The sequence below is a fragment of the Bacteroides sp. D20 genome (assembly GCF_003436255.1).
GTDB classification, from domain to species: domain Bacteria; phylum Bacteroidota; class Bacteroidia; order Bacteroidales; family Bacteroidaceae; genus Bacteroides; species Bacteroides uniformis.
The window spans coordinates 43,589-68,208 of the sequence record NZ_QSOO01000003.1 but is presented as its reverse complement, the minus strand read 5'-3'; the positions used below and the strand labels follow the sequence as shown (position 1 = coordinate 68,208).

The following is a 24,620-nucleotide window of genomic DNA, read 5'->3' as shown; positions in this document are numbered from 1 at the left end:
GAGTTTAGATACACGTTAATTTCCATATCCTGGATTGTTAGGCGCCAGATTGGGATTCAAATTGATTTCACTGATAGGAACTGCCCAAAGGTAATCTCTTGCCTCTTCGAACTTGCGAGTGTCAAGCTTATTCTCGTCCACGAAGCTTGCACCGCGCACCTTGCCCGACAAGTATTCGTTGCCAGCCTTCCAACGCTTAATATCATACCAGCGCAAACCTTCCATCGCCATTTCTACACGACGTTCGTCGCGAATAATCTGCCTCATCTCTTCCTTGCTCTTTCCGGCAGGAAAGTTCAAGGCTGCATCGGCAGTGAATCCGGCACGTTCGCGGATGGGACGGATGGTCTTGTTCCATACCGCTTCAGTCATACCGCTTGTTTCGTGAACAGCCTCAGCATACATCAGCAAGATGTCAGCATAGCGCATAGTGATGATGTTCATACCGGAATTCTGATCACCGGAAGCCTGCGGATTATAATACTTACGGGTGAAATAACCGGTAGAAGTGCCGTTTCCACCACCATCGTAGGCATCGGTTCCCGAACCCGGACGAATGTTGATGACTACGTCTTTACTGCCATCGTCCACATTGCCACTCCAGTCATAGCCATCATAAATGATAGTAGCGGTGAGACGTGGGTCACGGTTGTCGTAAGGATAAGCAGGGTTATAATCTGTCCCGGCTTCACTGATAGTCTTTCCACTAAGCATCAGATAAGTATCTACCAATGATTGTTGCGGCACACGGTTCACGGCACGTCCGCCTCTTGACAAAGGAATCATGTCTACCATCTCACCCCAAGTAATCAAATTGGGTACATAAGAACGGTCCATGATAATCTCTTCATTATACTCATTGGCTTCATCAAAAAGCCCGGCATAATCAGGAAATAAGGCATAAGTACCATATTCGCCCTGTTTGTTCATCAGATTGTCGCAATAAAGCATCACATTGTTCCAGTCGCTATCCATCAAGTAGACACGAGCCTGCAAAGCACAAACGGCACCTTTAGTAATTTTGCCCTTGTCTTCTTCGGGCAATTGGTCGCGAGTGGGAAGCGCATCCTTGATGTCTTCCAATTCTTGGTGAATGAAGCTGATAATGGTTTCGCGGTCTGTACGACTTACACTCCGCGATTCTTCCAGCGTGATGTCCTCCGTAAAGAAAGGTACTGCACCATAAAGGTTAGTCAGACGGAAGTAGAGGCTTGCACGGATATAGCGTATCTCGGCAATCATACGTGCTTTAACAGATGCGTCCATGTTGGGTACCAGATCCACCTTTTCAAGGAACACGTGGCAGGTCTTTATGCCTCCGTAAAGGTCTTTCCATTCATTCTTGAAGATGTCGAGCGAGGGAGTAGCCATACCTTTGCGAATGGCACGTTGGTCGTCCACACTGCGACCGTCGTAAGCATTGTCACTCAAACTTTCATCGCTCCACATACGGCCTGCATTGTACATCTGGCTGTAAGCCATGTTCACCACATACTGGGCTTTGGTGGTGGAAGTCCAATAAGAGTTATCCGTAAATTTGTTTGTCGGTGCGTTCTCCATCTCGTTGCAACTGCAAAGCATCAGAACAGCCATTCCGGCAAAAGCTATATATTTTCTTAGTCTCATAGTTATCTGTTGTTTTTAGAATTCAATGTCTATACCGAAACCATAGTAACGGAGCGTCGGGTAGTTTCTACCAGAATTGGCGCCACTATTACCCATCTTAGAGTCGAACTCAGAAGATTCAGGGTCAATAAACGAGTTATTACTGAAAGTCAGCAAGTTTTGTCCGTTGACATAGATACGTGCCTTTTCCATGCCCACCTTGCGGCTCCATGTTTTGGGGAATGTGTAACCAATCTGCAAGTTCTTCAGACGCAGGTATTTTCCATCCATCAAGAATAGGTCGGAACCTTGTCCGTTTCCGTAGTTGTTTCTGTTGGAAGTAGAACCCGGAGCAGTAAGTCTCGGCCAACGTGCATCGGTGTTGGTAGGAGTCCAGAAATCCAGTTGATGCTTATAGATATTATAAGAGTAATTGGCGTGGAACGGTTCAATCAATTCACCACGAAGCATCATGTCACGCTTGCCCACACCCTGCCAGAACATACCGAAATCGAATCCTTTCCATTCTACATTGTAGTTGAAACCGAAAGTAAGACGAGGGAAGGCATTACCCAAGATAAACTTATCCTTCGAGTCGATGACACCATCTTCGTTACGGTCTACAAACTTCACGTCACCCGGCTGTACCTTTCCACCTACAGGAATAGCCGATGCCTCAATCTCCTCGTAGCTTTGGAAAAAGCCGTCCATCTTGTAACCGTAGTAAGACTCCAACGGACATCCTTCACGGGTGATACGGCTCAACTCCTCTATTTGTGAGATTCTTTCGTGACCAGGGTACTTCAGCACTTCATTCCAAGAGTCACCAAGATTGAAGTTGAAGTTATGATTTGCAGCTCCCGTTTTCAAACGATAGTTGATAGAGAGGTCCCAACCTTGATTCTGCATCTCACCAATGTTGTCCATCGCCATATCCGTACCGAATACCGAAGGCACAAGGGGCTTCATTAAAATGTCGCTCGTACGCTTGTAGAAATAGTCGAACGTCACATTCAAAGCGTTATTGAAGAACGAAGCGTCTACACCCACGTTGAAGGTTTTGGTCTTTTCCCAAGTCAAATTATCCTTACCTAACTTAAAACCTGCGCCCGATACTGTCTGGTTGTTGTATGCGTAAGAGTTGTTGTACAGTTCGTAAACAGTAAAACGGTCATAAGTACCAATAGACTGGTTACCCAAGATACCAAAAGAAGTACGCAGTTTCAAGTCACCCACACGTTCCTTGTAAGCCTGCATAAAGTTCTCCTCGCTCAAACGCCAGCCTAATGAAACAGAAGGGAAGAAACCCCATCGGTAGTCTTTATGAAACTTGGAAGAAGCGTCATAACGGAAGCTGAATTCTGTATAATATCTGTCAGCGTAAGAATACCCCACACGTCCCAACAGAGAAGTCAGACTGGTACGGTTGGATTCATCTACAAATGTTTTTCCTGTGATGTTTCCCACAGTACTATTGGTAATGTCTGTACCGATACCCAAGTCGGGATCTACCCCCTTCTTCTCAATCTCATTGCTAGACGAAGTAAACGATTCATTGGTTACTCCAAAAAGCCCGCTGACATTGTGTTTACCGAATGTCTTGTTGTAATCCAACAAAAGTTGGCTATTAATAAGGTAAGCCGTATGATTCCAGTTACTGGTCCGATAGTCAGTATCTTTCACTGGACGTGGTTCGGTAGCCTCTTCATTCAAGTAATAGGATACGCCCAAATTGCGGGTAGAACGCATGTCGTTTATCACATCCGCACCCAACACTCCACGCAACTTCAATCCGTCAATAAGCCGGAATTCAGCATTGACATTAGCGTTCAGATAATTGTTACGATACTTGTTACGGCCACCAGCTTCCAATGCTCCCAATGGGTTAAATTCAGTCAATACATCATTTAACAAATATCTTCCATCTTCCGATTTCATTTTGTAATAATAATAAGTAGGTACACGGGCGGCATCCACTTCCAAACTCCCACCGGTGGTACTTACACTATTATTACGTGTATAAGCCAAAATAGCATTCAGTTTCAAACGTCCCACTTCCGTGCTAACATTGGTACGAAAATTATAACGCTGCACGCCAAAATCACTGTTGCCCACATAATTACTTTCCTGGTCATAATAACCCATGGACACCATGTAAGTAGTTTTATCACTACCTCCAGATACGCTTAGATTGTAATTCTGCTGTAAGGCTGTGCGGACTATCTGATCAAAAAACCAGCTTTCTTCATTTTGATGGGCAGCCAGGTCACGGATTTGATCGGGTGTATACAAAGGAGCCTCTCCAGCATTGGTGGCAGCTAAATTGCGCAAAGTAGCGTTCTGATAGCCTTTCACCGGAGAAAACAAGATATCCGGATTCTGCCATCCCATCATACCACTTAACCGAACTGTCGCACGCTGGTTCTTCTTACCTTTCTTAGTAGTAACCAAAACTACACCATTGGAAGAACGTGAACCATAAATAGCAGCTGTACCGGCATCTTTCAAGATGGAAATGTTCTCAATATCATTGGGATTCAATTTATCGAAACTACCACCATCAGCTACCAATCCGTCTATGACAAAAAGCGGACTATTGTCATTCACAGTGCTGATACCACGAATATTAAAGTTAGTCTTACGATCATTAGGATTGCTACTGCGCTGCTGGATAACCACGTTGGGCGCAGCCCCTTGCAAAGCATCTGTCATGTTAGCCACGGGACGGTCTTCGATCATGGAAGCCTTTACCTGGTCTACAGCACCTACGGCACTCTTGCGGGTAGTAGTACCATAACCGATGACAATAACTTCATCCAGCACCTTGGTATCCTCCTTTAAGACAACATTCAATTGTTTTTGATTTTTCACAGCAATTTCCTGAGTGGCATATCCCACATAGGAAAAGACGAGAACATCTTGGGCACTACAAACAATGGAATAGTTTCCATCCACATCTGTAATGGTACCCACACCTTCTTTACCCTTAACAGTAACACTCACTCCAATCAGGCTTTCACCTGTGGCATCCTTAACGGAACCTCTCACCGTGGCATTGTTTTGCTGCACCACAGTAATAGTCTCCGCATGTGCATAAACCGCAGGAGCCTGCGCCAGCATAGTCACAGCAGGCAAGGCAATAAGCCAGAACTTATAGTTCCCACCTATCCGAGCCAGCAATGAATTTACTGTGTACACTCGATTCTTTTTCATATTCTTTAAGATTAAACATTATAATAAATCACGATAAAAAAAGGAAAAGAACACAAATAATACCAACGAACAACCAATTCATGCAATTTGTATCCTAATCCTCCTTCCAGCGCACTTTATTGATTTTAAATAATTCCTGTTTTTACAAGCTGTTCAGCAAATCCACTTTACCCTCGTTCACTAATTTCAAAATCAATTCTCCAAACAGCGTATTCTGCCAAGCAAACCATGCACGGGTAAAGTTAGTGGGGTCATCCTTGTGGAAAGACTCGTGCATGAATCCCGTACCGGCATCCGTATCCATCAGCATTTTGATACAAATCTTTATCTCCTCATCATTCTGGCTGGTGAATGCCTTCATCATGATACTCATAGGCCATACCATATCATAACCAATGTGCGGACCTCCGATACCTTCACCGGCTTTACCTTTAAAAAAGTAAGGGTTGCTGCCACTCCACACAAAGCGGCGTGTATTCTGATAGATAGGATCGTTTACGTCCACATCACCCAAATAAGGCATAGCAAGAAGGCTGGGTACATTGGCATCGTCCATTAACAGATGATTGCCGAATCCATCTACTTCAAATGCATAGATTGTCCCAAACTCAGGATGATTGTAAGTGGCATATTTCTTCAGGGCTGCCTCCACTTCGGCTGCCAAATCGGTGCATTCTTTGGCCAAGGATGTTTCCTTGTTTACTTCCGTCAGAATTTCAGCAGCCTTTCTCAGAGAAGAGACAGCGAAAAAGTTGGAAGGGACCAGGTACTGAAGCGTAGTGGCATCGTCCGATGGGCGGAAAGCGGAAACAATCAGTCCCACCGGTTTGACCGGAGCACCCAAGCCGTCGTTATTCAGCGTATCCAGAGCACGTTCCGTCTTACGTTGGAAACGGTAAGGGCCTACACCGTCCTTACGCTGCTGTTCCTTGAAAGTCTTCAGGATAGCAGTAATTGCCTTCATCCATTCACCGTCGAAGATACTGCTGTCACCAGTTACTTTCCAATACTGGTAAGCCAGACGAAGCGGGTAACAAAGAGAGTCTATCTCCCATTTGCGCTCGTGCAGTTCGGGCTTCATATCTGTCAAGTCAGTCATCCAGTTGCCACCCGTAGGTCCGTCGTTGAAAGCATTGGCGTACGGATCAATGTTGATGCAAAGGAACTGACGGCGAATGACACCTTCGAGCATCTCTTTCAATTGCGCATCATTGTTGGCTAACTGCACATATGGCCACACCTGCGCACCGGAGTCACGCAGCCACATAGCATGGATGTCACCGGTATAAACAAAAGTATCGGGTTTACCGTCCAGCATGCGAAAGTGTACAGTAGTGTCAAGCGTATTAGGAAAGCAATTCTCAAACATCCACGCCAACTTAGGATTGGTAAGCAGTTTCTTCACGCGAACAATCTCAGCTTCCACCGCTTTTGAGGTGAAAAGGCGTTTCTTCATTTTTGGACGATTGCTCTTGTAAGCAGCAGTCATCTGAGCATAGTTCTCCACACAAGTGTTGTCACCTTTCAGGATAAAAGTGTCTGCCTTAGCATAGCCTTGCATACAGAGCATGGCAACAGCGCACAAGGTAATGTTTCTCTTTTTCATTTGGTCTGATTCGTTTTAATTATAAAGACTGATTAGCGAACACGGCCAAACGCGCGTACATCTCTACCATGGCGGCTTGTGTCAGCAGCCATTTACGATTGTCGCGGCTCTTGCCGGTGAAATCAGTATTGAAAAGGCCGTTCTCTTCACGGGCATGCGTCCAAGCATAGTCCAGACTGCGGGCAAAGGAATCAAGATAAACCTTGTTACCGTCCACCTGATAGAGTTCCATAAAACCACGCAACATAACGGCGGTGAACCACACATCACCCTTCTTCAGCATATGAAACGGTTCTCCCTGTCCGGGGGTGAATTCCATGAAGAAATAATTATGACAAGCAGCAGCAATCGCTTGCGCATCCTTCAGATACTGCCCATTACCGGTAAGCTGATAGAGCAAAGCAGCCGACTGCATCATCTGACCGCTGTTATAGGCAAATTTGGCACGTCCTATCTCACCGTCCAAACGCATGTTGTCGAAGTAAAGGCAGTCTGTTGTGTCCTGCAATGTTGCTTTAGTCCACTCGTACAAACTCTTCCCTTTCTCAAAATAGGAGCTGTCTTGCGTAGCCTTGAAAAGTTTCAGGGCAAAGACGGAACCAGGGGCGTTGGAACAAGTGTTCTTTGATTCCTTCTTCTGTTCGCACCAATAGATACCTCCTCCCAAACAATCGTCCATACCGCTTTCTATAAACTTCCAGATAAGCTTGGCGCTCTGCAGATAGTTCTCTTGGCTAGTCATCAGATAGACGTCTGTGAAGTCAATGCCGAGCCACACGTTGTCATCGTAAAAGCGGTCGGACAACGGAGCGTCCTTGATGTAAGAAGCATACGCTTTGGGCATACGACGAGTATCGAAATATTCAGCAAGTCCCGGAAGCACTTTCTCATCAAGCAACTTCTGATAGTTCCCGAAATCTTTCTTGTTATCTTTAGTGGCCTCCATCAACGCATTCACTGCGGAGAAGGTACCGGAATAAGGCCACAAATAAGAGTAAAGATTGGGACGGTTCTTCTGTTCCTCGGAAGCCAGATAAGTAGCGGTATAGCCTTCCACGTCCGAAGGATAATTCTCACGCAACAGACAAGTGCCCGGTGCGGAATAGTGAGCATATAAGGAATCAAGTGTTTGTGTAGATCTGACCAGCATTGCGTTGTCTGCCACAGCCGGTTCTTTCTGTGTCTTGCATCCGGTTACTGCCAAGGCGCATGCCAATAGGCAGAGGAGTGCTTTCTTGGAATTTTTCATCTTTTTTCTACGGCATTAAATTGTTCGACTTGTTTTTCACTCCGTTGCAGGAGTCTTCTTTTATATAATATATAAACCCTATTAAAAACGATTGCAAAAATAGACAGTAAGGTTAAAAGCCAACTATAAATCCGTGACATAACCGTCCACATTCCGGACATGGCAGAATTCTAAAACAAGTTTGTCACAAAACAGACACACCGTTTCCCCCATACTTCGGAAACATCATTTCCCAACAACTGGAAATTCTGAAATACGCAGGGTTGTACAACCGTAGGGTATCAGCGTGATTTCTTGCTCTCCTCCTTCGGCACTGCCACAGAAAGAGAAAGGCTGGGGCCCTGCCATTTCATTATATACTGTCCAAGTAGGGATAAGACGAGCCTTCATCTTTATTTCAACCGGTGCATTTTCCTGATTCCAAGGAAAGTCCAATTGCTGTTTTTGGCTATTGATACTTACTTGGGCCACCTCGTTCATTCTGTTACGGTCAAAATCCACCAATCCGTAGTTCCATGGATCCGAAGAAGTCACCTGATAATAATAAGAACCATACCAACTATCCTTAAACTCTTTCTTTTCCCAATTTTCTTCCATTTTCAGGGCATATACCAACGGACCTCTTTCAATAGATACTGCGTTTTCATACCAAGTGCTAGTAAAGACCTCCATGGGCAGATACAGTTCAATCTTATCATTCCGCTTCCATATACGGTCTACGATAGCTATTTTCCCACCTTTGACAGTTTGCTCCATCTTTCCATTTACCCGTATTTCAGCTTGCTTGCACCACTTCGGAACACGCAGGTGAAATGGAAATTTCACTTGTTTCACCTTATTCCTCACCTCTTTAATGGTAAAAGTTATCTGATGATCCATCGGATAGTAAGTATCTTCACTGATAACCACCGGTACATTATCACCCACATTGGCTGTTACTTCCGACGGAGAATAGACAATGGCTGCAATGCCGTTATCAGGTGTGGCATACCATAGGTGCTGTGTAAATTTTGGCCAACCTTGGTGCATATTCGAAAAACAACATGGGTATCCGGTCAGAGTGCCAAAAGCAAGGTCTGTCCCTTCATGATCCTGGTCGAAGTTGCGACGATGGCGTGTTACCATCACCTGATTCGGTTGCTGGAAATATTGCTTAGTCATAAAGTCATCGGATATTTGGGCTGGTAAAGCATTAAAAGCAATGCGTTCCAAATGGTCGGCAAAGTCTATGTCTCCTGTAATCTCCACCATTTTTTCCAGCGAGTACATCAACTCTACGGCCGAACACAACTCCGAGCCTTGTGTAGGATTGTTTCCATGCAAAGCCTCATCGCCTCCATACATGCCTTGCGGCTGTCCGTGGAACCGGCGAATATCTCGAAAGCCTTCCTTGACAGCATCAATATATTTCCGGTCGGTATCTTGCAGATAATAAATAATCGGTTCTTTGATGCCTTGTGCCAAATTAACACAGTGTATAGTGCAGGGTCTGCGCAAGTCTCCCCTATCTACCATATCTATGAAACTGAAACTCTGCCGGTGCAGCAAATGCCCCAATTCAAGCAAAAAATCCTCCCCCGTAAGATTATAAAGCCAATATACAGCTTGCAAATTGTCACAAGCACGGAATTCTGCCCAACTGCTCCAGTGTCCTAAAGGTTTTTGCGGCAAGGTATTCAGTTGATAACGGAAATATTTTGTCATAAAAGCGACGACTCTCTTATCGTTCGTTGCCGAATAATACTGCTGTAGGATTTTCAGCACGACCATACGCGGCCACCAGTCTTGCGAGTTATCACGTTGCAGTCCAGGCTCTCCCGGATAATCTTTTTCAGGACCGAAGAATCCGTCCTCACGCTGGCTCTGCAAAGCCCATTCTATCCAAGGTTGCACTTTGGCTTTCAAGACATCATCATCCAGTATATACGCCAAAGGAAGTAGACCGTCTATCCAGTATGGACCGCGTTCCCACTGGTCTCCATCACCACCTAACCAACCATTGCGTTTGCCCATAACCGAAGGGTAAAGAACATCCATCTGACCACTGGCGCCATTTTTCTGACGAACCAGCATTTCGTGCAACCAGCCTTTAGGTTTGATACTGCCTAAAGGAAGTTCCATTAAGGGCTTACGGAGTAGAGGATAGCGATTATTCTTGTAGTTTCCTTCTACTACCTGGCTCAAAAGAGCATCCACTTGTTTCTCCGCCTCAGGCGTAAACCACTTTTGAGCAGATATTGTAAAGAGATTAGCAGCTAATAAACATACAACAGCAAATATTTTAATTTTCATTTTTCAAGGTATTTGTTATTTCCAATAAATTTACTTCAATAGAGTTGTTAACTTACTCACATTAAGCACTTACACCTGAGAATCATCAGATCCTTGTGTCTGTGGTGACAGACACAAGGATCTGAAAAATGGGAATATAATAACTGTTTATTCGTATACTTCCATTTCATAAATGCGCACATCTTTACCAGAAGCCGATTGCATGGGCTGTGTCACTAAAAGACGCAGGTAGCGAACACTTTCAGACTTATTTAGCGTGCGATTCAGTACATTCTTACCATTACCAGAAACATAGTCCAGTGTGCGCCATTCACCATTCTTGTCGCTCTTACCTTGCAGAAAGCAGGAGGAAGTGACGTAGGAATGGTTTTCGCCGGCAGCGTTCAGTAACTTCCAGCCATTAATGCTTCTTTCACCGCCCAAATCAAAGTCTACGTAGTGGGGCATTTCAGCAATAGCACACCACTTTGTGTTTTCGTCGCCATCTACCATGAAAGCCGGCTTCTCTTTCTCGTTCACATAGCTTGAATAGCCCATTACCATGTCCTGCTTCAGAATGTTCACTCTCTCTGTGGAGCTTTCCGTCTGATAGCGATTGCACTTGTTTGCCGTACGGAACAGTTCGGAAGCGGGACAAACAGAAGTAGCAGCAACATCAGTCAAAGTGGCGGCAAAAATAACAATATCCTTATTATCGGGCAATACCACCTCAGTAGCCTTTTCTGGCAGGTCTATTGCGAACTTAAACATGTAAGTGAACTCATACGGCTGATCGCCTTCACCGGAATGGCGGTGCGTACCCACATAGGCAACTTCAGCATCTTTCAGATAACCTTCCGTATGTCCGGTGTGCCCCCACTGACCGATGAAGCCAGTATAAGAAGGAACAATGACTTCCTGCACATACTTGCCTACGCGGAATATCCCCTTCACATCTTTATCAGAAGCGGCAGCAGCAAGGATATAGAGTCTGTTATAAGTACAGTCGGCGGGCAGTTTCAGTACATTGCCCTTGCAAGCCATACCATTCAGCTCTTCACGTGTCTCCAATTTGAAAGGCACTCCATGCACATTCATCTCGGCAGGTATCAATTCAGCAGCATAAGAATAACCAGACTCAAAGTTGGCAGCAGCCTTGAACTCGTTCCAACTGAAGCACTTCTTATCATAAACAAGGGGCAATGATTCGGCCACCGTCTGCACCTTTTTATTGGAAGCAAAACGTACCTTGTAGGTCTTAATGCTGTTTGGATTGACTGACACTTCCAAGCGATTTCCACTGAATGTAGCCTTACCGATGGTCTTTTCCGTACCATCTGCTTCTACAGCAGCCACAAGGTTGTCGGCAAAGACAATCGAGGCTTTCTGCGCCTGCTTGCCTGCGGCTTCATACACGCGTACCACATATTCATCTGAACTTTCGGCTTTCTTTAAGGCTTTAATAAGTACATTCCGGTTATCGGAAAAAGCCAATGAATAGCTCTTACCTAATTCGCCGCGATGCTTTCCAACAACGAACGCCTTGATGCGCTGGTTCAGCAACTCAGCATTCTCGCGGGTTTGAACTACGTCCAAAGCGCCCACATGACCTACCAAGCTGTAAGTAAAGGTATGGTGACCGAAGTCCTGACGATCTTGATAAGCATAGTTCTTTTTTGTCTTCGGAGTGTGCAGCAAAGTGAGACGCAGGGTGTTGTTATCAGGCTTGTCCCAGCCATATTTGCTGTCGTTCATGATGGAAACGCCATAAGAACCGTTAGCGTCCGTTAAATCTGCCCAATATTGAGCATATACTTCGTAAGCGGTCAAGATGTTGTTTCCTCTCTGCACGCTGCCTACGCCCAAGTCGTAAGTGGCCACCTCATTATTCAAATTGAGGGGAAACTCAGCCTTCAACAGAGCGTTGGTAGACTGCCAGTCCACTTCGTTAGTAAAGTCAATGCGGTGGGCCAATACACCTTCATACAAATGGATGTACTGGCGGAAAAAAGAATCATCGTGACGTTTCTCCACGCAGAGAGTCTTACGTAATGCACCGTTTTCGCAAAGAGTCACTTTCACATCCTCGGTGATGGAGATAGGAGTAGCGTCCACAGTCTCTTTCAATATCTCCCATGCCGGCCATTCGAATGACTTGTTTTCAGTGAAGAGGGCTAAACGAATAGCCTTACCAGCCTTTACCAATTCCTTGTTGATTCTCTTGTCGAACAGTGAAGTAATGTCACCGTTCTCATTCAATGTCAGTTTGTAGAACGAATTTTCAACACTTGCAGCTTCAACAGCAGACATCTCTTTTCCTTCGCCGGAGAGGCGGACATCGTAAACTGCGTATCCATTGGCGGGTACAGTGGCTTCTACTAACAAGCGGACCTTTCCATCAGTATATGAAACCAACTGAGAAACCACCAACTTGCCTTGTTCGTTATATACAGCCACACTTTTGGGAAAACGAGAAGCCTCCACTTCGATGGTCACCACATCTGTAGCCTTGAAGCCCGAAGCGTTATAGAGCACTACGGGAATCCCCTTGACACGAGTATCAAGCTTGCCTGCCACACTTCCCACAGAATGAGTCAGGATACTGGAGAACTGTTTCAGAGAGAGAAGTTCATCGTTCCAAGAAAATTCATAGGCACGGGGAATGCTGGTACCAGTCAAATCATCGTGGAATTGGTGGAATATGAAGCGCTGCCAAGACTCCGTCAGACTCTTGCCAGGATATTCGGCAACCCCCAAAAGGGCAGCAGCCACAGAAGCACGTTCAGCGGCATCACCCAAAAGTTCATTTTGACGATTATAGAGTTTCATAGCAGCCTGTGATGTGTAGCAGCCGGTTCCATGAACGTCCATCAGCAATTCACCGTCAAATACGGGGAGCTCGGGATGGCTGCCATAGGGCTGGTAATCCTTGAACAACTGGTCACTGGCTGCACTGATAATCTTCAACGGACCGTCTCCCTTGATACCTTTCTCCACGGAAGCCACAGAAGCGATGGTAGGTGAACCGCCCACATCACCTGTTCCATAGTAGCGGTAAACGGTATTCAGGGGAGTGCATTTGGAGAGTTCCATCAAATATCTATTTTCTGAAAGGTCTTCATTATCCCAACGACGACCGTAATCATATCCGTGAGCCAGCATGACGGACGCTCCATCCACTCCTTTCCACAGTCCGATGGTAAAGGGATGCTTGCTCTTACCGTAGAAAGGATTGTTACGCCAATCCAGCTTCTGTGAAGAGAAACCTATCAGTCCACAATGGGCAGCAACAGTAGGCAATGTCCAACCGAATCCGAAGCAATCGGGAAGGAAGATGTCGGTACTTTCTACCCCCAGCTCCTTACGATAGAACTCCTGCCCCAGCATAATGTTGCGAATAAACGATTCAACAGACGGCACCAAAGTGTCGGTAGCATCCCAACTGGCCCCACTCACATGCCATCGACCTGCCTTTACAAAAGCCTTCATCAGTTCGTATTCACGAGGATAATATTCCTTCATCCAAGCATATTTCACTCCACCTTCAAAATTAAAGATATAGTCGGGGTACTGGTTCAAAAGGAAAAGGTTCTGATTCAAGGTATTCCAAACATAATCCTTAATAGTAGTCTGAATGTCCCAGTTCCACTGCGTGTCCAAGTGGGCATCTGCCACCATGTACGCTTTTGCTTTCTTCGGTGCAACGGTCTGAGCCGATAATTGTCCTCCTGCAACGGCCAACATCACGGCTCCCGCTATCAGATGGGTCTTCCCCATCAGTATTCGTCTCTTTTTCATGGTTTTGTTATTATTGTTTTTTCGTAAAAGATAATGTCAATTCGATATAAACCACCGCATTCTTTGTTATAAATGTGCTGCCTCCTCTAACCGCAAACCGCTCTTTCACCTTCTCTCTTTAGCCTCCATCCGGCAACAATAGTTTTCTGACATGTGGAATGTTGGTAACAAAAATAGCCCATCCTTCACTCTCATACTGTACAGATTCGCGACATAGATATGTAAAAAGTCGTCTGTGGCATGATTTTATATATTTATGTCATAAATAGCATACATTTCCTACAGAATACAAACTACTTTTGTATATTGTAAAAATCCAAAAGCTAAGAACATGAAAAAACAATTCCTACTCTCGGCAGTTCTCTGCCTCTCACTGACCGCTTTCGGACAGAAAGTACATCAACTGGCCTCACCCAGCGGAAACATCCGCATCTCGGTGGAGCTGACCGATCAAATCCAATATGATGTAACCCAAGGAAATCAAACACTGATGGACAACTGTGTCATTGGTCTGGAAACTGCCAACCACCAGCTGGGCATCCATCCTAAACTAAACAAAGTAGTACGCCAAAATGTAAACGAGGAACTGACTCCCATCGTACCCCTGAAATTCTCTACTATAACCAACCGCTACAACCAATTGCTACTGAAGTTTAAAGGAGGCTATTCAGTAGAGTTCCGTGCCTTTGATGACGGATTCGCCTACCGCTTCCTTACTGACCTGAAAGGCGAGCAAGAAATAATGAATGAAATCCTCCGCCTGAACTTTGTGGATGATTGCCTGCTACATCTTCAGCAACCTGACGGCTTTAAGACTTCCTATGAAGAAGAATATCGCCACCAAACAAGCAGCGAGTGGAAAAACTCCAATCGCATGGCTCTGCTTCCCCTTTTAGCCAGCACACCCAAAGGTGACAAAATCCTCATGAGTGAAACCAATCTGACAGACTATCCCGCCATGTTTCTGAAAAACGATGGACAAGGCGGCATTACCGCCGTCTTCCCCCGTCTGCCTCTTGAATTCGGAGAAGACGGTGACCGCAGTCTCAAGATTCTGAAAGAAGCCAACTGCATAGCCCGTACCGCAGGCAAGCGCAGTTATCCATGGCGTTACTTCGTCATTACCGACGATGACCGCAAACTTATAGAAAACACTCTATCCTATCGCCTCGCTGAAAAGAATGTCATAGAAAACACCTCTTGGATTAAACCAGGACTAGCCAGCTGGGAATGGTGGAACGGAGCCACACCCTACGGCCCCGACGTGGACTTCAAAGCAGGTTGCAACCTTGACACCTACAAATACTTCATCGACTTCGCATCCCACTACGGCGTAGAATATATAGTAATGGACGAAGGCTGGGCCATGAACACCCGCAACCCCTATAAACCCAATCCCTCGGTAGACATACACGAACTCATCCGCTACGGCAAAGAAAAAAACGTAGGCATTGTGTTATGGCTCACTTGGCTTACGGTAGAAAACCACTTTGACCTATTCGAAACTTTCGAAAAGTGGGGTGTGAAAGGCGTAAAGATAGATTTCATGGATCGTAGCGACCAATGGATGGTAAACTTCTATGAACGCGTAGCACATGAAGCCGCCAAACACCATCTCTTCGTTGACTTTCACGGTGCTTTCAAACCTGCCGGATTAGAATACAAATACCCAAACGTACTCTCCTACGAAGGCGTAAGAGGTATGGAGCAAATGGGCGGATGCCGTCCCGACAACAGTGTCTATTTCCCCTTCATACGCAACGCAGTAGGAGCCATGGACTATACTCCCGGCGCCATGCTTAGCATGCAGCCTGAAGTCTACCATTCCGAACGTCCCAATTCTGCCAGCATCGGCACACGTGCCTATCAGATGGCACTCTTTGTTCTTTTTGAAACCGGCCTGCAGATGATGGCAGACAATCCTACCCTCTATTATCGCAACGACGAGTGTACACGTTTCATCACCCAAGTACCCCAAACATGGGACGAAACCATCGCTCTCGAAGCCAAAGCAGGAGAATATGCCATCGTGGCCAAACGCAAAGGAGAACAATGGTATATAGGAGGCATGACCAACAACCGCGAACGTGAACGGGTCTTTAACATCTCCCTTGATTTCCTGCAAGAAGGAAAAAATTATCTCATGACCTCTTTTGAAGACGGCATCAACGCTGACCACCAAGCCATGGACTATCGCAAGCAAGAACAATCCTTGAAGAAAGGCAACCATATCACAGTCCGTTTGGCACGCAACGGTGGATTCGCTGCGGTCATTCGCTAATCATATCCATACCTATCTGCTCCGTACAAATACATTTCTAAGGATACGGAGCAGATACAAAGCAAACTGTAAGCCTACAACTAAAGAAATATATTGCAAATATTGACTGTTTCCACCTTAAAATATATCTTTGCAACTTAAAATCAATACAACAAGCCACATGAAAGACATATACTGGAAAGGCCATACGATTTTATTGCTTATCAGCCTCTTATGCTGTTTTCCGGATTTTGTGTACGCTTACAGCCTACGGCAATTCTCCAATAAAAACGGTCTTTCCAATAGTGCCATCCAATCCCTTTACCAAGATAGCCAAGGTGTACTATGGATAGGAACATGCGACGGACTGAACGTGTTTGACGGCAACAATATCCACCTATATACGCCCGTTGATGTGTCACGCAACCTATTGTCAGGCAACATTATCAGCCAGATCGTAGAATCAGAGCCAGGCATACTGTGGTTACAAACCAACTACGGGTTAGACAGATTGGATACATACCGACAGACCTGCCGGACCTTTACCGAATTCAAGGACAACATCTTCTTGGCACGAAGCAAAAACAAGTGCATGTTAGTGCTGAAAGATGACGGAAATCTGTATCACTACCAACAAGAGAACCAGAAATTTCTCCAGTTAAACATCTCTTCCATGGATTTTAATAAAGTACTGTCCATGACCATTGATTCCAACAACCTGCTTTGGATATTCGCAACTGGAAACAACACTCGTTGCTATCGTCTGAACCACACGGGAAAAAGCGTGACACTGATTCCGGAAAAGCCATTTGGACATCACGGCTTGAAGCATGCCTTCATCGGAGAAGATTCAGCCTACTTCATTGATGAAACCTATGCCCTCTACGAATATAGTTTCAGCAACCGACAGTGTTACTACATTGCCGACCTGAAAGACGAAATAGAAAAACGAGGTGAAGTATCTTCCATCATCAAACGAGAAAATGACTTCTGTATCGGTTTCAAAAGCAGCGGCTTGATAGTACTGAAATATGAAGCAAACCAAAAGATTAAATACCGTATAGAATACACTGAAATACAGTCGGGCATCTTCTGTCTGATGAAAGACAAATTTCAAGATATCGTATGGGTAGCTACCGACGGAGAAGGGTTATACATGCTTTACAATGACACATTCACCATGACCAACACCCTGCTCAACACTCCCGCATATCAGGTGAACAACCCGGTACGCAGCCTTTACCTCGACCCACAGCAAACCTTATGGATAGGAACCAAAGGCAGTGGCATATTGCGTATACCGAATTATCTTGTCAACAATACACCCGAAAAACATGATCGTCTCATCACCGGTAACAGCACATTGACCGACAACTCCGTCTACTGTTTTGCACCCGGTGGAAAAGACCGACTTTGGATAGGTACGGAAAACGGAATCAATTATTATTCCTACTCTACCCACCAATTGAAAGAACTGGCGGTACAAGCCAATGGAACCAAAGTGAAATATGTGCACTCCATTGATCAAACCAATGACAGTACACTTTGGATTTCCACCGTGGGCGAAGGAATCGTAAAGGTGACATTAGAAAATCAGAGAAAAGATCCTATTGTGAAGCATGCTACACGGACTTTGGTGAGTAACGGACATATGGCATCAAACTATTTTTTCACCTCCTACCGTGAAAGCAGCTCTACGCTGTGGTTCGGGAACAGAGGGCTCGGAGCCTACCGCATTGATGTACGTACTGGAGAAATGGCACAGTTCCGCTTCAACAACTTGGTAAACAGCCAAACCGCCAACGATGTGTTCGCCATACACAAAAACGAGCAAGGCTACTGGCTGGGCACTGGATCAGGGCTTCTCCGCTTCTACTCAAACGAAGACGGAAACCCAGACAGCATCAGTGCAAAGCTCTACACCAACAGCACCGTACATGGTATCTTGGAGGACAACCGAGGCAATCTCTGGGTGAGTACCAATCAAGGATTAATGAGACTCAATCCCCAAGAACAGACCAAGCAGACCTACAACAACGGAAACGGACTGGCCGTGACCGAATTTAGTGATGGAGCCTTCTACAAAGACAATGCTACGGGAATCCTTTTCTTTGGAGGTGTAAACGGCTTCGTCACCGTGAAGCCCGATTCTTACATCACCACGGACTATATGCCCGAAATCAGCCTGAAAGGACTTTCCATCTTCGGTAAGGAATACAACCTGCATGACTTTTTACATTACAAAGACGGGAAGCCCGTGCTACAACTGGACTACAAACACAACTTCTTCCAGCTCAACTTCCGGATAACAGACTACATTAACGGAAACGACTATTTCTACTCCTATAAACTAAAGGAAGCAAGCGACCAATGGATAGAAAACGGAGTTTCACCCAATGCCATCTTCTCCAACCTTTCCCCCGGAGAATATACTCTGTTTGTGAAATACCGCAACAACATCAACGGTAAAGAAAGCCATCCGCAAGCCTTCACCATTTACATCGCTCCTCCCTGGTATCTCAGTACCTGGGCCTATGTGGGCTACTTTTTGTTAGGGTTACTATTATGTACAGGCATAGTCGCCTATGCATTCTATACCTACCGCCTGAAGCGGCAGCACATGATGAAGAAAATGGAACGACAGAAAAAAGAGGAAGTCTATGAATCAAAACTACGCTTCTTCACCAACATCACCCACGAGTTTTGCACCCCCCTCACCCTGATTCAGGGACCGTGCGAGAAGATACTCACCCACAAGGAGACAGATATCTACACGCACCGCTACGCCAAGATGATTCAGCAAAATGTGGAAAAGCTGAATGGTCTCATTGTGGAATTGCTGGAGTTCAGAAGACTGGAAACGGAAAACAAAATGCTCTCCATACAGCCGCAACCTGTTTCCGAAAAGTTAAGGGACATCGCCGAATCCTTCGGTGACATGGCGGAAAACAGAGAAATGAACTACTGCCTTGACATAGCCCCCGAACTGACATGGAACACCGACCTGAGCTGCTTCAACAAAATAGCCGGAAACCTCATATCCAACGCTTTCAAGTACACACCCGACAAGGGGAACATCAGCGTAACATTGTACACGAAAAACGAACGTCTTATTTTGAAGATAGCCAATACCGGCAAAGGCATCACACCGGAAAATCTCGGAAAGATATTCGACCGCTATAAGATTCTCGACTCCGTGGAGATGAACGGCAAAAACTCAAGAAACGGACTGGGGTTGGCCATCTGCAAAAACATGGTGACACTGTTGGAAGGAGACATAAACATCGAAAGCACACCGGGCGAACTGACCACCTTCACTGTAAGCCTTCCCTCGCTCCCCCCCAACGGACAAGAAGTACCGCAAACAGCATACGAAGCGGCTTCTCCAAGCATTCCCACCGAAGAAGTGCAAGAATTGCCCGAAAAATACACCCAAGAATTCGACGCAAACAAGCAGACGGTCATGGTGATAGATGATGACCCTTCCATGCTGTGGTTCGTATCCGAAATATTCACAGAGAAATACAACGTACTCTCTTTCAATAATGCCCAAAAGGCATTAGACAGCCTGGAGCAACGACAGCCAGATCTCATCATCTCAGACGTGATGATGCCCGATATAGATGGGTTATCCTTCACCTCCACCATCAAGCAACACAAGCTGTGGAGCCATATTCCCCTAATCCTGCTCTCAGCACTGCATCACGAAGACGACCAAGTAAAAGGACTGGAATCGGGGGCGGATGCCTATGTCACCAAGCCTTTCAATGTGAAATATTTGGAAAAGATGGTCTATCATCTCATCCGCCGCGAAGAAAACCTGAAGGAATATTATAGTTCGGCACTCAGCACCTTTACCTGGAAAGAAGGAAGCTGCTTGCACAAAGAAGAACAAGAATTCTTAGAGAAAATGACAGAAGTCATTGAAAAGAACTTAGCCAATCCAGACCTGCAAGTAGAACTTTTGAGTAAGGAAATGGGCTACAGCAGCCGGCAGTTCTACCGCAAACTGAAACCACTTACTGACAAATCGCCTGCCGACATCATCAAAGAATACCGCCTCTCCACGGCGGAACGCTTGTTAGTCTCCAGCAACTTCACCATCGAAGAGCTGATGGACCGCACGGGATTCACCAACCGAAGCACTTTCTATAAAGCTTTTTCACAACGTTACGGAATGCCGCCCCGTCAATACTGCGAACGGCAAAAGAAGAACGTGAGGGAAGGACAGGAAATCACTAATACTTAATCATCTTATACCATCTGCATTTATGAAAAGAAGCTCTTTTTTGAGTATCGCATTCACCGGGCTGCTTGCTACCGCAGCCGCAACAGCACAAACTCACGAACAGCCCGAATGGAATGACCTGAACATTTCGGGAGTGAACAAAGAAACGGCATGCCAAACCGCCATTCCCTTTGCCGACGAAGGACAAGCCCTACGCCTGAGCATCGAGGAATCCCCCTATTATCAAACTCTGAACGGTACATGGAAATTCCATTGGGTGGCCGACCCCGAAAAACGGCCGAAGGATTTCTTCAAGCCCGACTACGACGTAAGTGACTGGGATAACATCAAAGTGCCCGCCACATGGCAGATAGAGGCTGTACGCCATAACAAGCCCTGGGACAAGCCTTTGTATTGTAATACCATTTACCCTTTCTGTGATTACAGTAAAGGAGTACAATGGCCCAACGTCATCCAACCTCGCCCGGCAGACTATACTTTTGCCAACATGCCCAATCCCGTAGGCAGTTACCGACGTGAATTCACTTTGCCCACATCTTGGAAGGGCAGAGATGTATTTATTCGCTTCAATGGAGTGGAAGCAGGTTTCTATCTTTGGTTGAACGGTAAAAAAGTGGGCTATTCAGAAGACAGCTACTTACCTGCCGAGTTCAATCTGACTCCCTATTTACAAGAAGGAAAAAACACATTGGCAGTTGAAGTGTACCGTTTCACCGATGGAAGTTTTCTTGAATGTCAAGATTTCTGGCGGTTCAGCGGTATCTTCCGCGATGTATTCCTATGGTCAGCACCACGCACGCAAATTAGGGACTTCTTCTTCCGAACCGACTTGGACGGAGATTATCGTAATGCTACAGTTTTTTTGGACGTGGAAATCACCGGTAAGAAAAGTTCTGCCGAACTCATAGTGAAGCTCTCCGACACAGAAGGAAAGGAAGTGCTATCACGCACTATCCACGCCACAAAAACAGGTAGTACCCATCTGGAATTCGATGTGGAGAACCCACTGAAATGGACAGCCGAAACACCCAGCCTCTACAACCTGACCCTGACCCTAAAACAGAAGGGAAAAGTGACAGACCTACGTAGTGTAAAGGTAGGCTTCCGCGAAATAGAGTTTGCCAAAAACGGACAACTGCTGATTAACGGCAAACCCACTCTTTTCAAAGGTGTCAACCGCCACGATCACAGCCCATTGAATGGCCGTACCGTCTCCAAAGAAGAGATGGAAAAGGACGTACAACTAATGAAAGCGCTGAACGTAAACGCCGTCCGTACCTCCCATTACCCCAACAACCCTTACTTTTACGACCTATGCGACCGCTATGGCATCTATGTATTGGCAGAAGCCAATGTAGAGTGTCACGGCGAAATGCGTCTCTCACACGAGCCACAATGGGAAAAATCATTCACCGAGCGCAACGAGAACCAAGTGAAACGTTTCCGTAACCACGCTTCCATCGTAATGTGGTCCATGGGCAACGAATCGGGAAACGGAAACAACTTCTCCACTGCTGAAAAGGCCATCAAACGTTTGGATACTACCCGCCCCACCCACTACGAGGGAAACAGTTCTTTCTGCGACGTGACCAGTTGCATGTACCCAAGTGTGGACTGGCTGGAAAACGTAGGCCGTGAACGATTGGAGAAAATACAAAAGGGCGAGATCGTGAAACCGCACGTAGTATGCGAGTATGCCCATGCCATGGGAAATTCCATAGGAAACTTCAAGGAATACTGGGAAACCTACGAACGCTATCCGGCACTCATCGGAGGTTTCATCTGGGATTGGGTAGACCAAAGCCTGCGTATGCCCACTCCCGACGGCAAAGGCTTCTACATGGCCGTAGGCGGTGACTTTGGTGACAAGCCCAACGACGGTAACTTCTGTACCAACGGCGTCATCTTCTCCGACCGTACATTATCTGCCAAATCCTATGAAATGAAGAAGATACATCAACCCATCCGCATAGAAGCATTAGGGAATGGCAAATATAGAATCAGCAACAAGCGATTCCATGCCAATATGGAAGACCTCTACGGGAGATATGAAATAACGGAAGATGGAAGGACCGTCTGCTCAGGCAATCTGGAAGATTTGAAGCTGGAAGCACAGGCAAGCAAAGTCATCACCCTGCCAGACATACCCGCAACGAAGGTACCCGGAGCAGAATACTTTATCAATTTCAGTTTCTGCCAAAAAAGAGATACCGAATGGGCAAAAGCCGACTACGAGGTAGCCACCGAACAATTCAAGCTATCAAGCAGCGAGAAACCTATATTCGTACCCGAAAAAGGAAACATCAATCTAAACGAAACTGCCGACGCATTGGTGGTGAAAGGTGAACGTTTTGAAGCTGTCTTCTCCAAGGAAGAAGGAACTTTATCGGCATATACATTGAATAATATCCCCCTGATAAGTAAAGGACTCGAACTGAACCTCTTCCGTGCTCCCACCGACAACGATAAACAGGTAAGTGGCGATTGGCAACGCAAAGGCCTTTACCAGCTGCAAGCGGAAACCGGCAAATGGGAAACCCACCAAGAAGAGGACAGAATAACCCTGCACATCCGGAACTGCCACAAAGGTAAACTCGGTTTTGAGTATCGCACAGAAATAGAATACACCGTAAATGCCGATGGTTCCATCATGGTGAACAGTGTCATCATCCCGGTATCCGACAGCGAAATCATTCCGCGTGTGGGCTATCGAATGGAACTGCCCGAAGGCTTCGAGCGTATGCGTTGGTATGGACGTGGCCCATGGGAAAACTACGTAGACCGCAAGGATGCCACCCCAATAGGCGTATACGAAAGTACAGTATCCGACCAATGGGTGAACTATGTAAAGCCTCAGGAGATGGGTAACCATGAAGAGGTACGCTGGATTTCCATCACCAACGCCGACGGTATGGGCTTCGTTTTCGTGGCAGGCGACCAAATGGCGGCTTCTGCCCTGCATGTCAGAGCACAAGACATGGCAGATCCCGACCATCTGCAAAAACTGATTCACAAATACGACATCCCGATGCGCAAGGAGACAGTTCTTTGTCTTGATGCCCACAATCGTCCTCTGGGCAACGCAAGCTGCGGTCCGGGCCCGATGAAAAAATACGAACTGCAAGCAACTCCCGTAGCATTCAGCTTCATCATGATGCCTTTGGAAAGAAGCTACACGCAAAGTGAGCTTACCAAGAAAGCACGCGTACAGATGCCTGCATGCATGCCCGTAATGGTAGAACGCGATAACAACGGTTACCTGCAAATGAGTACTGGAACTCCGGACGCGACCATCTTCTACAGCCTTAACGGTAACGAATACCGGGAATACACAGCTCCATTCGAGTTCATTGACGGTGGAAAGATACAAACATACGCTGTTTCCGGAAAATTAGGCAAGAGCCTGGTCACTACTATGGAACTACCCATATTCGTAGACCACTCGGCATGGAAGGTGGTCTCCTCCAGCAGCGACAGCCAAGGAGAAGAGGCGCAAAACGCCATCGACGGAGACCCTTCCACGTATTGGCACACCCGTTGGCACGAACCCATTCCAGAGTTTCCACACAGCATTGTGGTAGACATGGCTTCCCTACTGGTAGTGGACAAATTCATCTACACAGCACGACATTCCAATGATAACGGACACGTCAAAGACTACGAGCTAAGCTTCAGCAAAGACGGAAAAAATTGGGAAAGCACCGTCAAAGGTACATTCTCCAATCTGACGTCTGCCCAAACCATAACATTGGAAACACCCGTCACTGCCCGTTACTTCAAATTCGTTCCCTTGTCCGAAATGCACGGCAGGAAATGGGCTTCGGCAGCCGAACTGAATGTGAGCATCCTGAAAAACATCAGCGGAGCATCCCAGAGACAAATAGTGGTCTCCGTAGACAGCGATGCAGACAACAGCATGAAGCTGGCGGCAGACGGTAACATAAACACCTATTGGCACACGGTACACAACCAATTCTACATAGCTCCCTACCCTCATGAGATACATCTTTCCCTATCCAAAGAGGCCACTATAAAGGGTATCCGCTACACTCCGCGACAAGATAGCGAAGAAGGACGGATAGCTTCCTATGAAGTATATGCAAGCAAAGATGGAAAAAATTGGGGGCAGCCCATTATCTATGGCACCTTCCATATAGGTACAGCAACGCAAACTATAGAATTTACTCCTTGCCGGGCACGTTATGTGAAACTATTGGGATTATCGGCCCATGACAAAGGAAAGAAAGCTGCCATAGCAGAATTAGAGATAATCTTGGAAGAATAATTTTAGAGGAAAAACTATTAACCATGGAGTTTCAGGGCTTGTGCAAAAACTTGTACAAGTCCTGAAATTCCACGTTTTCTCCTA

The 24,620-nt window shown here is 46.1% G+C and carries 9 protein-coding genes; 3 read left to right on the top strand and 6 right to left on the bottom strand.

What is annotated here, in order from left to right; genetic code table 11:
• Positions 1-15: 15 nt before the first annotated feature.
• The 6 genes from DXD78_RS03840 to DXD78_RS03815 form a co-directional block, all read right to left on the bottom strand.
• On the bottom strand, positions 16-1,626 hold the full coding sequence (locus DXD78_RS03840) for a RagB/SusD family nutrient uptake outer membrane protein (protein ID WP_005824845.1): 1,611 nt from the start codon (positions 1,624-1,626) through the stop codon (positions 16-18).
• 15 nt (positions 1,627-1,641) lie between these two features.
• Positions 1,642-4,818 carry a TonB-dependent receptor gene (locus DXD78_RS03835; RefSeq protein ID WP_005824843.1) on the bottom strand — a complete coding sequence of 1,059 codons (3,177 nt, stop codon included), beginning with the start codon at positions 4,816-4,818 and terminating at the stop codon, positions 1,642-1,644.
• A gap of 142 nt (positions 4,819-4,960) precedes the next feature.
• Positions 4,961-6,424 (bottom strand): glycoside hydrolase family 125 protein, encoded by a 1,464-nt coding sequence (locus tag DXD78_RS03830; RefSeq protein WP_005824841.1) that lies wholly within the window; start codon positions 6,422-6,424, stop codon positions 4,961-4,963.
• 19 nt (positions 6,425-6,443) lie between these two features.
• Positions 6,444-7,673: a glycoside hydrolase family 76 protein gene (locus tag DXD78_RS03825; RefSeq protein ID WP_034529194.1), complete on the bottom strand. Its 1,230-nt coding sequence runs from the start codon at positions 7,671-7,673 to the stop codon at positions 6,444-6,446.
• Positions 7,674-7,898: 225 nt separating this feature from the next.
• A complete protein-coding gene (locus DXD78_RS03820) occupies positions 7,899-9,965 on the bottom strand; it encodes a beta-L-arabinofuranosidase domain-containing protein (RefSeq protein WP_009037476.1) in 2,067 nt (688 codons plus the stop codon).
• Between the two features lie 147 nt (positions 9,966-10,112).
• The gene (locus tag DXD78_RS03815) at positions 10,113-13,742 is read right to left on the bottom strand and encodes a glycoside hydrolase family 38 C-terminal domain-containing protein (protein WP_009037477.1); all 3,630 of its coding nucleotides are present in this window, start codon (positions 13,740-13,742) and stop codon (positions 10,113-10,115) included.
• 331 nt (positions 13,743-14,073) lie between these two features.
• Between DXD78_RS03815 and DXD78_RS03810 the strand changes: the two genes are divergently transcribed.
• From DXD78_RS03810 to DXD78_RS03800, 3 genes are all read left to right on the top strand, one after another.
• Positions 14,074-16,023: a glycoside hydrolase family 97 protein gene (locus tag DXD78_RS03810; protein WP_005824831.1), complete on the top strand. Its 1,950-nt coding sequence runs from the start codon at positions 14,074-14,076 to the stop codon at positions 16,021-16,023.
• A gap of 160 nt (positions 16,024-16,183) precedes the next feature.
• A complete protein-coding gene (locus DXD78_RS03805; protein WP_005824829.1) occupies positions 16,184-20,251 on the top strand; it encodes a hybrid sensor histidine kinase/response regulator transcription factor in 4,068 nt (1,355 codons plus the stop codon).
• A gap of 22 nt (positions 20,252-20,273) precedes the next feature.
• Positions 20,274-24,536 (top strand): glycoside hydrolase family 2 TIM barrel-domain containing protein, encoded by a 4,263-nt coding sequence (locus DXD78_RS03800; RefSeq protein ID WP_057087311.1) that lies wholly within the window; start codon positions 20,274-20,276, stop codon positions 24,534-24,536.
• Positions 24,537-24,620 lie beyond the last annotated feature (84 nt).

Bases quoted from the DNA above. Each gene is read 5' to 3' on its own strand.
- DXD78_RS03840 (WP_005824845.1), bottom strand. From the start codon at position 1,626: ATGAGACTAAGAAAATATATAGCTTTTGCCGGAATGGCTGTTCTGATG.
- DXD78_RS03835 (WP_005824843.1), bottom strand. From the start codon at position 4,818: ATGAAAAAGAATCGAGTGTACACAGTAAATTCATTGCTGGCTCGGATA.
- DXD78_RS03830 (WP_005824841.1), bottom strand. From the start codon at position 6,424: ATGAAAAAGAGAAACATTACCTTGTGCGCTGTTGCCATGCTCTGTATG.
- DXD78_RS03825 (WP_034529194.1), bottom strand. From the start codon at position 7,673: ATGAAAAATTCCAAGAAAGCACTCCTCTGCCTATTGGCATGCGCCTTG.
- DXD78_RS03820 (WP_009037476.1), bottom strand. From the start codon at position 9,965: ATGAAAATTAAAATATTTGCTGTTGTATGTTTATTAGCTGCTAATCTC.
- DXD78_RS03815 (WP_009037477.1), bottom strand. From the start codon at position 13,742: ATGAAAAAGAGACGAATACTGATGGGGAAGACCCATCTGATAGCGGGA.
- DXD78_RS03810 (WP_005824831.1), top strand. From the start codon at position 14,074: ATGAAAAAACAATTCCTACTCTCGGCAGTTCTCTGCCTCTCACTGACC.
- DXD78_RS03805 (WP_005824829.1), top strand. From the start codon at position 16,184: ATGAAAGACATATACTGGAAAGGCCATACGATTTTATTGCTTATCAGC.
- DXD78_RS03800 (WP_057087311.1), top strand. From the start codon at position 20,274: ATGAAAAGAAGCTCTTTTTTGAGTATCGCATTCACCGGGCTGCTTGCT.